At 69.4% G+C, this 9,534-nt stretch carries 9 protein-coding genes; 6 read left to right on the top strand and 3 right to left on the bottom strand.

Translation table 11 applies throughout. From position 1 onward, the window contains the following. Positions 1-25 precede the first annotated feature (25 nt). Positions 26-2,881 (bottom strand): AAA family ATPase, encoded by a 2,856-nt coding sequence (locus tag ACIBBB_RS08195; RefSeq protein ID WP_398979990.1) that lies wholly within the window; start codon positions 2,879-2,881, stop codon positions 26-28. Between the two features lie 1,880 nt (positions 2,882-4,761). Here ACIBBB_RS08195 and ACIBBB_RS08190 point away from each other — a divergent pair. From ACIBBB_RS08190 to ACIBBB_RS08165, 6 genes are all read left to right on the top strand, one after another. Continuing rightward, entirely contained in the window at positions 4,762-5,400 is a 639-nt protein-coding gene (locus tag ACIBBB_RS08190; protein WP_398979988.1) for a hypothetical protein, read from the top strand. A 189-nt stretch (positions 5,401-5,589) separates the two neighbouring features. Continuing rightward, positions 5,590-6,159 (top strand): hypothetical protein, encoded by a 570-nt coding sequence (locus tag ACIBBB_RS08185; RefSeq protein ID WP_398979986.1) that lies wholly within the window; start codon positions 5,590-5,592, stop codon positions 6,157-6,159. Positions 6,160-6,197: 38 nt separating this feature from the next. Next, complete coding sequence (locus tag ACIBBB_RS08180; protein ID WP_398979984.1) at positions 6,198-6,605, top strand: cupredoxin domain-containing protein; 408 nt, start codon at positions 6,198-6,200, stop codon at positions 6,603-6,605. A gap of 44 nt (positions 6,606-6,649) precedes the next feature. Continuing rightward, entirely contained in the window at positions 6,650-7,108 is a 459-nt protein-coding gene (locus ACIBBB_RS08175) for a hypothetical protein (protein ID WP_398979982.1), read from the top strand. 129 nt (positions 7,109-7,237) lie between these two features. Next, positions 7,238-7,459: a hypothetical protein gene (locus ACIBBB_RS08170; RefSeq protein WP_189109429.1), complete on the top strand. Its 222-nt coding sequence runs from the start codon at positions 7,238-7,240 to the stop codon at positions 7,457-7,459. Between the two features lie 70 nt (positions 7,460-7,529). Beyond that, the gene (locus ACIBBB_RS08165) at positions 7,530-8,690 is read left to right on the top strand and encodes an SPFH domain-containing protein (RefSeq protein ID WP_398979979.1); all 1,161 of its coding nucleotides are present in this window, start codon (positions 7,530-7,532) and stop codon (positions 8,688-8,690) included. 87 nt (positions 8,691-8,777) lie between these two features. Here the strand turns inward: ACIBBB_RS08165 and rpmG are convergent, their stop codons facing one another. Next, on the bottom strand, positions 8,778-8,942 hold the full coding sequence (rpmG, locus tag ACIBBB_RS08160; RefSeq protein ID WP_398979977.1) for a 50S ribosomal protein L33: 165 nt from the start codon (positions 8,940-8,942) through the stop codon (positions 8,778-8,780). Positions 8,943-9,014: 72 nt separating this feature from the next. Continuing rightward, positions 9,015-9,518 (bottom strand): Lrp/AsnC family transcriptional regulator, encoded by a 504-nt coding sequence (locus ACIBBB_RS08155; RefSeq protein WP_398979975.1) that lies wholly within the window; start codon positions 9,516-9,518, stop codon positions 9,015-9,017. Between the last annotated feature and the right edge of the window lie 16 nt (positions 9,519-9,534).

The following is a 9,534-nucleotide window of genomic DNA, read 5'->3' as shown; positions in this document are numbered from 1 at the left end:
GGGCCCCTTGCGGGGATGGTAAGGATCAGACGGACTCGTAGCTGACCGCGTGCGCTCCCTGGAGGAGCTGCTCGCGGTTCCTGATGCCCATCTTGCGGTAGACGCGGGTCAGATGCTGCTCCACGGTGCTGACCGTGATGAACAGCCTCTCGGCGATCTCACGGTTGGCGTACCCCTGGGCGGCCAGCATCGCGACGCGTCGTTCGGACTCGCTGAGGGTGCCGAAGCTGTCCTGCGCCACGCGCTCGGGGCCGCGGGACCCCTCGGCCGGCCTCGTCTCCATGCTCTGCGGCATGGACGTCGGCAGCAGGGCCTGGCAGAGGGACTCCGCCTGGCAGCTCTTGGCGAGCCGCCACGCCCGCCGCGCGGTCGGCCGCGCCCGCTTGTCGCCCAACTGCTGGTAGGCGCGGCTGAGATCGGCCAGCACGGCGGCGGCCTCGTAACGCGCCCCGCTCGCCTCCAGCAGCCGGAAGGCGTCGCGCAGGATCGGCGGCTGCTTGGCGGTCGCCTGGACCAGCGCCAGGGTGTGCAGGGTCATCCCTCGCGAGCGTGTGAGCCCGGTGTCGGGATTGGTGAGCTGCTTCTCGATGAGCCGGGCCGCCTGCTCCCGGTCGCCCAGCCGCAGCCACACCTCGGCCTCTCCGAGCCGCCAGGGCGCCAGGGAGGGGGAGTCGATGTTCCAGCGCCGCATCAGCGTGCCGCACTCCTGGAAGTCCGACAGGGCGAGATAGGTGTTGCCGGTCGCGAGGTGGTGACGGCCGCGCGCGTAAAGGTAGTGCAGCCCCGCGCGGGTGAGGAACAGCGCGGGCGGCGGCTCGGCCGCCAAGTGCTTGGCCGCGGCCTGGTGGTTGCCCATGGCTGTGTGGGCCTCGACGAGTACGGTCAGCGCCAGCGCGCTGCTGACGTTCCACCTCGGCCCGGACAGCCGGGCGTAGGCGGTCTCCGCCTGGCGTACGGCGTCCGCCAGACGTCCGCGCCGCAGCGACAGGAGCGCTCCGACGCTTTCGATCTGGGCGCGCCAGCCGGGGGCGTCATGGCCTTCCATCTCGGCCGCGATCAGCTCGTACCACGTCGCGGCGGAGTCGAGTTGATCCGCGTAGCACAGGGCCAGCAGTGCCTTCGGCAGGCCGCTGAGCCTCGATGTCGGCCGGCTCTGGCTGCCCTGGAACACCTGCTCCGCCAGCGCGATGGCGTACTTGTCGGCGCCGTTCTCCAGGACGAGGGCGAGGGCGTGGCGTGCTCTTAATTCCGCGTGGGACGTCGCCGGGGCGGTCGTCGCCGGGAGCGGGCGGCTCAGCCGTTCGAGCAGGCCGGGCACCTCCGCGGCCATGAGCATCCGGGTGCTGTGGAGTGCGTTCGACAGCTCCTCGTCGCCGGTGTTGATGTGGTCGATGACTTCCAGGGCCTCGTCGAAGTTGAGGTGGAACAGCATCCCCTCGGCGACCCACAGGGCGTCGTTGCCCGCGAGCTTCCCTTCGAGGATGGGGCCCTTGAGCGCGCGGAAGTGCGGGCCGGACTCGGAGGGTCTGAGCTGCCACTGGCCGTACGCGTAGAGCGACTTCGCCGACAGACGCTGTCCCTCGTCCGAGGAGCACTCGCAGGCCAGCTCCAGATACCGGATGCCCTGCGGTACGTCCCCGTCCTCCATGGCGTGGGAGGCGGCCTCCTGTAGTACGGGCAGCACCCATCCGTCGTGCAGCGGACCGACGCTGAGCAGGTGCATGGCGACGGCTTGCGGCGGCGCCCCGCCCTCGTTCAGCAGGCAGGCGGCGCGATACCGCTGCTGGGTCGCCTCGCCGTGCGGCATCTCACCGAGGACCGCTTGCCGTACGCCCGCGTGCCGCAGCCGCGCGCCGTCCAGCACGCCCATGCTGGTGAACAGCCGTACATAACGTTTCAGCAGTTCGGGGTCGATGCCGCTCAAGCGGCTCAGCAGAAGGGGTGTGGTCGACTCGTCCAGCAGGGCGACGCACCGGGCGAGACGGACCGCGCGCGGACCGAGCCGGTGCAGATAGGCGAGGACCGCCTGGTAGAAGACGGGGCCGATCGACGCTCCACCCTCGGTGGTCGTCTGGCGGCCGGGACCCTCGGTCGTCTGCTGGGGGACCGGCCCAGGGACGGACTCGGACGCGGCGCGCAGCCGGTGCTCCTCGATGAGCGCCAGCGCGAGCAGCGGATTGCCGCCGCTCAGCCGGTGGATCTCCACGATGAGCCGGTCCGAGGGCAGGACCGGGAGCCGGCTCGCGGCCAGCCCCATCAGGTCCACGCGCGAGAGCGGCTCCAGATGGAAGTGGCGCGCGCTGGTCCGGTACAGGAGGTCGTCCAGGATGCGAGCCGGCTGCTCGTCGACGGAGACCCCGTGCGTGAAGACGAGCGTGAGCGAGAGCTGGGTGAGCCGCTGCGCCAGGTGGCGCAGGCAGGTCAGGGTGGCCGTGTCGGTGTGCTGGATGTCGTCCACGGTGATGAGCACGGGACGCCAGGTGGTCAGTTCGGCGATGACCTGGTAGGTCCGCCGAGCGACGGTGAGTGGATCGTCGTGTGTCCCGGGCGGCGCGAGCGCGGCCGCCACATCAGCCTGCCTGCCGGTACGGAGGCTCCCCGGGCCTCCGTTGCCCGGACCTTCGGTGGCGACGCACTGAGCTTCGATCGAGTGCAGCAGCTGCGCGAGCGCGCTGTACGGCACCTCGCGCTCGTGGGGCGAACTCACCACGCTGAGCACCGTGCTGCCCGCCGAAGTCGCCCGCTCCGCGAGCGCGTTGAGTGTCGTGGTCTTCCCGACCGCGGTCGAACCACTGATCGCGGCGATGGCCCCCCTGCCTCGCGTGGACTGGATCAGCAGATCGTCGAGCTGTTCGAGTATCTTGTCCCGTTCCTTCAACACTACGAGCCTTCCCCCCCTGTTTACACCTTTTGGTCGTGCACCTGGACTCCGTTTCCGGCGCAGCCGGAAACGGAACCCAGTCGTCAATATGAGAAGCATGGTGACCGTATTCGGTCACCACCCGGCGATAGGATAATCGCTGTCGCGCTAGGGAGTGGTAAGAGCCGCTGTGCGAAATCTCCTAGTAACCTCAGCGGCGATTACCGGCTCGTAGGGGAACTTTCGAGGGCCCGCGGAGCCTGGTCTGGTGCCGTACGGGGCGAATTGCGAGGGTGCCGACGCCTGGAGTCGGCCGCTTCACGGGGCGCCTGTACTACGATACGGTCCTCACCGTCGGTCGCGGTTACCAAAAAACGTACTGTCGTCGATTCAAGCGCGTCGGCTTGCTTTCGGCCAAAACCCGAAGACCAGCGATGATCTGGCCCCGGCGACCAAGACGGAATCCATACGCGAAGGGTTCCGGTCGTGACGTGTTCATCACCCGGATAGGTGAACTCGGTGTTACCGGTGAGTTCGTACGGCCCGAGCGGCGCAGCCGCGACGCGGCCCCCGGTGCGCACGTGCGGAGGCCGCCGCGGCGGGGCCGACAGGAGCCGGGCGGAGCCGCGGGACGGCCGACGCCGGTTGCGGGGAACGGAGTTGAGGACGCCGTAATCCACCGTTGCCTGTGCGGTGACCGTGCGGCGCCTATCACACCACGGATGCGCGACGACGGTGCGAACACCCTGGTGGGGGTGGCTGGACGGTCGGTCCCAGGTCCTGGGTTCTGGCTGTGCGGTCCCGGTGGACACCGGGCGGCGCGCGGCCGGCGCACCACGCGCACAAACGCGCCGATCATGCCCCCTTGGCAAATCGACCTGCCTCGGGTTCGGACATCCCGGCGCGCTTTTCTTGCAAGATGATGACGGATCGAAGCGTGCGGCAGACGGACCCTTTGGGCGCACGGGATGAACGGCTGTCGGCCTTAAGGTGCCCAGACCGCATGCCCCTGGTCGGTGAACTGCCCGGTCTCCGGCATTCCGTTTGCCACGGATAGTGCGGTGGGCGCGGGGCCGACGGGAGCTGCGTGGCGCGAAATTAAGATAGCAGGCGCACGGGGGCGCGAGCAGCGCGCGGCTGAGCTGTTTACCTTGCTGTTGAAAAACAATAGGTACGCCTTTTCCCTCGCGCCATAGTCCACACCGGTCAGGGGATACCGGTCACGTGCGGGTACTTGCGGGCGACGAGGCGGCCCGTTCGGGCAAGGGCGCTCCTGCGGTGAAAACATAGCGCATGGCCGTTGTGGAACTCGCCGAGTTCCGCACCCTCGAACAGCGCCCCGCAGGTGGACTGTCGGGTCCGGCCTCCGCCACCGGGTCGGGCAGCCGCGGCAGCGCCGCGAGACCGGTCAGGGACCGGCCTCCGCCCTTCGCTCCCCCAGACCGGAACCCGCCCGTCAGGATGGGCCGCGGCCTCAACTGGAACCGAAATAGGGGTCGGAAAATAGGGGTGAATAAATAGGGGGTGAGTAGGGGGCGTATCCGTACGGGCCGGCTCGCGCCCAGGTCGAATCGCGCGCCGTCGGTGCCTCAACACATGGACGCGAGTCTCGATCCCCGGGCCCCGCCCATACCCCCCGGCCGGGGGTGCCGGGGCCTCGTCGCGCACCTCACGAGCCGTCAGGTCCCGCCGTACGGTGCCGTCTTGGAGATCCGCACGGGAGTCCGGACGCGACCTCGGCGTACCGGCCGGCATGCCCGACGCGCATTGGCGGGGTCTTTGTCGGGAATGGGCCGGTACTCGCCCTCAAGAGGCATGCGGCTCGTCACATTCACCGTAATTGGGGGGTCCTGCGCCTACCGAGTGTTCCTCGCACAGGTTTATCGGCCATACTGCCAGCCGTGGAGCGCATCGATCCGATAATCCAGCCCGTACCCGCCGCGGGGACCGATCCCGGATACATCCCTGGGCTCATGGCACCCCGCCTCGTAGAGGAGGCTGACGACGCCGCCAAGGACGTTCCTCGGGAGGCCGCCGACGAGGAGACGGCCGAAGAGCTGACCGAAGGGGCCGGGGCCTCCCGGGCAGCGGCCGCCGACGACCCCGAATCGACCGACGCGAAGGCCGGAACGGAGGCCGGCTCCGGGGCCGGTGCGACGCCCGACGCGGAGACCGGCGACAAGGCGGACGACGCGGACGACGCGGACGGGGCTGTCTCCTTCAGCAAGGACGCCTCGGACGACCTCGACGCCGACAAGGACGGTCCTGTCTTCGACGTCAGCGACCGCCGCGCCTCGATGACGGCCGACCGCACCGGTGTCCGCCTCCGGCTCGACGAGACCGAGGCGGAGTTCGGCTGGGACGAGATCGGCGCCGTGGAGATCGAGACCCCCAGATTCACTCGCCGGTTCACCGTCACCCTGCACACCACCGGGCGCCGTCGCTACCAGTCGGAGGTCGACGCACCCTCCCGGAGCAGCCTCAAGAAATGGACGGCCGACCTCGACGCGGTGCTCGACGCCTACTTCGAGGAAGCCTGACCGAACGGGCTCGGGACGCCCCGTCCCCACCCCGACTCCTCGGTACTCCTCGGTCCCGTCCGGGCCGCACTCCGACGGCTCAGCCCAGGTGGCCGGTCCGTCGGCCCTGCTGTGCACTTGGGGCGAGCGGCCCCGATCGGGCGGGCCGTGTGCTGCCCGGCCGGGCGGCCGACGATCGAGGAGTTCCTGATGAGACGGCACACCAGGACAGTCACCGCACTGGCCTCCGCCCTGCTGCTCGCCACCGCGGCGGCCGGCTGCTCGGACGGCGGTGGCGACAATGGCAGCGCCGGCGACACGGACACCGGCAGCAACCAGGCCGACAGCCGTGAGGCAGAGGTGGTCCCGGCGGTGTCGTCGTCCGCGGCGCCGACCGTCGACGTCAAGAACAACAGCTCCCTCGGCAGGATGCTCGTCGACAACAAGGGCATGTCGCTCTACGAGTTCGACAAGGACACCAAGAACAAGTCGATGTGCAACGGCGCGTGCGCCCAGCAGTGGCCGCCGTACACCGTCAAGTCGAAGCCGGCCGCCGGCAGCGGGCTCAGGGCCGATCTGCTGAAGACAACGAAGCGCGACGACGGCAGCATGCAGGTGACCTACAACGGACGCCCGCTGTACCGCTTCGCCGATGACACGAAGGCCGGCCAGACCAACGGGCAGGGACTCAACGCCTTCGGCGCCAAGTGGTACGTCATGGGCCCCAACGGCAAGAAGATCACCAAGAACTCGGGGAACAGCAACGGTGGCGGTTACTGATCGTCGGTAGCTCCGGTCCACAACCGCTCGGAGACATCATGCCGTTCTCGTTCCCCACCGGCCGGGCTCGGTTCGCCGTTGCCGTCGCCGCCTGCGCCCTCGCTCTGACAACCCTCGTCGGATGTTCGGACGGCGAAGACGGCGGAGAAGGCGGCGACAGCGCGACGAAGTCGGCCACCCGCCCGTCCACGGGCGGGACGCGGGTCACCATCGACAACTTCACGTTCCGGCCGGCCTCCCTGACCGTCGCGCCCGGGGCGAGGATCACCGTGGTCAACGACGACTCGACCACGCACACCCTGACGGCGACCAAGGGTGCCTCCTTCGACACCGGCGACATCGCGCCCGGCAAGAGCGCCACCGTCACCGCGCCGGCGAAGGCGGGGGAGTTCCCCTGGGACTGCACGATCCACCCGTTCATGAAGGGCACGCTCACCGTCAGGTGAGCCCGGCAGGCGGCTCCGTCCCGGGGGCGCGAATGGAGACCTCCATGTCATCACAGCCCACCGCCGCACACGCCGCGCCCCGGCGCCGGGGCGGTGCCGGCCGCATCGTGCGGGGTGTGGTCCGGGTGCTCGCGGCGGCGGCCCTGGCCCTCGACGCGTATTACCACGCGGATCTCGCGCCCCAGTACGACGGCATCAGCGAGGACATCAGCCAGGGCGATCTGTTCCGGATCGAGGCGGGCCTCTCCGCGCTGGCCGCGCTGCTCGTCCTCGTCTGGCGCCGGTTCCTGGGCGACGCCTTCGCCTGGGCGGTGGCGGCGGGCGGACTCGCGCTCCTGCTCGTGTACCGGTACGTGGACGTCGGCGTCCTCGGACCGTTCCCGAACATGTACGAACCGATCTGGTTCGGCGAGAAGCAGGCCACCGTCGCGGTCGAGGCGGTCGCCGTCGTGGCCACGGCGTATCTGCTGATCTTCCGTCCCCGGAGCAGACGCATGTACTGACCCGGATCACCGGTCCGCCGCTCCGGCCGGCCGTCCATTGACACATCCTTGACCGGCCGTCCGCACGCCCCCGGAGTAGCCTGAGATTACCGGGGGCGTGCTGAGCGCTGGAGGTGAGGGCAACGATTCATGTCCGTCACAGATGACTCTGCGCAGAGCCCGGTGGGAGCGGTCGGACGCATCACGGTCCCGATCCCGCCGGACGGCCCCGGAGAAGTACTGGTGGCCGTACGCGGCGGTTCAGAAGCCTACGCGGCCTGGTGCGACCGGCCGATCGCCACCAACGTCCGGGTGCTGGTGACCGACCGCGTCTCGGCCCGCTCGGTGATGGTGGAGCCCCTTCCCGACTGAAGCAGGAATTCCACCGGAGGCCGATCACGGCGTGTGAGTGTGAGTGTGTAGTGAGGACAGGAGTTCGCTCATGTTGTTCTGGCGCGTTCCAGCACCGAACGAGGCGATGCTCATCTCCGGTTCCAAACGGCAGGTCCAGGACACCCAGTTCCGGATAGTCACCGGTCACGGCAGTTTCGTTCTTCCCATCAAGCAGAAGGCCCGCATGCTCTCCCTGGCGTTGCGGGAGGCGGAGATAGCCGAGGACTGTGTCACCCAGCAGGGCATCCGGCTGACCGTACGCGCGGTGACCGTCTTCAAGGTCGGTGACGACGCGGTGTCGATCGCCAACGCGGCGCGGCGCTTCCTCGCCGAACAGGACCGGATGGAGGAGCTCGTGGGCCGGATCTTCGCCGGTCACCTGCGGTCCATCATCGGTGGACTGACCGTCGAGCAGATCATCCGGGAGCGGGACCGGGTCGCCCAGGAGGTGAAGGCGGCCAGCCACAGCGAGATGGAGAAGCTCGGCATCGTGGTGGACGCCCTCCAGATCCAGGAGATCGAGGACGCCACCGGCTACATCAACAACCTGGCGGCGCCGCACGCCGCGGCTGTCGCGAGCCAGGCCCGTATCGCCGCGGCGAGGGCCGATCAGGAGGCCGCCGAGCGCGAGCAGCAGGCGGAGGCGCTGAAGGCCGAGTACGAGAGGGACACCTCGATCAAGCGGGCCGGCTTCCAGGCGGAGACCGAGCAGGTGCGGGCGCGTGCCTCCCAGGCCGGTCCGCTCGCTCAGGCGAAGGCCTCGCAGGACGTCATCGAGGAGCAGACGGCACTGGCGGAGCGGCAGGCGATGCTGGCCGCCCAGCGGCTGGAGGCGGAGGTCAGGCGACCGGCGGACGCGGAGGCGTACCGCCAGCGGACGCTCGCACAGGCGCAGGCCGACGCGAACACCGCGCGCGCCCTCTCGCTGCGGGACGGGAACCAGGAGCTTCTCGCGGCCAACCGTGTCGTGGAGGTGCTCCCGGAGCTCGCCGACGCGGCGGCGAAGGGCCTGGCGGACTCCAACCTCACCGTCCTCAACGGCACCGACGGGGTCAACGAGATGGCGGCCGGGCTGGTCGGCCAGGGCATGACCATCCTCAACTCGCTCCAGCATCACAACGGTTCGACCCGGGCACCGGCCGATCAGACCCGGGACCAGGCGCCGAATGTGAACGGACAGGCACCGGCGAAGGTGGACACCACCAACTGACGTGACGGGCTTCCTGCCCTCGGCGGGTGTCGGGCGGGCTCGGAAGAGTCCGCCCGACGCCTGGCGATGGGGGAGCCGGTACGGCGATCAGCGCTCTTCGCGGAAGTCGACGTGCCGACGGGCGATCGGGTCGTACTTGCGCAGGACCATACGGTCCGCGTCGCTGCGGCGGTTCTTGCGGGTGACATACGTGTGGCCGGTGCCCGCCGTGGAGCGGAGCTTGATGACCGGACGGAGTTCGTTGTGTGCCATGGCCACACCGTACGATAATGGTTCCCATTTTCAAAATGGCCGCCCCGGACTTGTCGCCCCGGGCCGGCTGAGCTATGCCGGTCGCCGTCGTCCGGAGCCCCGTCGGCGGGGCTCCTCGGCGGGCCGCGAGATCGACCGCGACTGGACGTGCTCGTAGACCATCGTCGTCTGCACGTCCGCGACCTCGCGGCGCTCGGTGAGACGGTCGATGACGAAGGCGTACAGTCCGTCGACGTCGGGGACCGCCACATGCAGGAGGAAGTCGTGCGGGCCCGATGTCACGAACAGCCCGATGGTCTCCGGCAGCCCCGCCGCCCATTCGCGGAACCCCTCGATGACGGGCCGGGACGGCGGCCTGATCCGCACGGAGATCAGCGCCTGTACGGGGCGGCCTACCGCCTCCAGATCGAGCGCGGCGTGGAACCCGTCGATCACCCCCCGCTCACGAAGGATCTTGACCCGCTCCAGCGAGGTGGAAGGCGAGACGCCGGTCCTGGCCGCGAGATCGCGGTTGGTCTGCCGTGCATCGTGCTGGAGCTCCCGCATCAGGGCCCAGTCGAGCGCATCAAGTTCCACGTTTCTGTCTCTCAGC

It is taken from the genome of Streptomyces sp. NPDC051217, assembly GCF_044455465.1.
Lineage (GTDB): Bacteria > Actinomycetota > Actinomycetes > Streptomycetales > Streptomycetaceae > Streptomyces.
The sequence above is the reverse complement of the archived record's forward strand: the minus strand, read 5'-3'. Positions and strand labels throughout refer to the sequence as shown.

What these genes read in the sequence shown, in the direction of transcription:
- rpmG (WP_398979977.1), bottom strand. Translation starts at nt 8,942, where the DNA reads ATGGCACACAACGAACTCCGTCCGGTCATCAAGCTCCGCTCCACGGCG.
- ACIBBB_RS08165 (WP_398979979.1), top strand. Translation starts at nt 7,530, where the DNA reads ATGTTGTTCTGGCGCGTTCCAGCACCGAACGAGGCGATGCTCATCTCC.
- ACIBBB_RS08175 (WP_398979982.1), top strand. Translation starts at nt 6,650, where the DNA reads ATGTCATCACAGCCCACCGCCGCACACGCCGCGCCCCGGCGCCGGGGC.
- ACIBBB_RS08185 (WP_398979986.1), top strand. Translation starts at nt 5,590, where the DNA reads ATGAGACGGCACACCAGGACAGTCACCGCACTGGCCTCCGCCCTGCTG.
- ACIBBB_RS08170 (WP_189109429.1), top strand. Translation starts at nt 7,238, where the DNA reads ATGTCCGTCACAGATGACTCTGCGCAGAGCCCGGTGGGAGCGGTCGGA.
- ACIBBB_RS08180 (WP_398979984.1), top strand. Translation starts at nt 6,198, where the DNA reads ATGCCGTTCTCGTTCCCCACCGGCCGGGCTCGGTTCGCCGTTGCCGTC.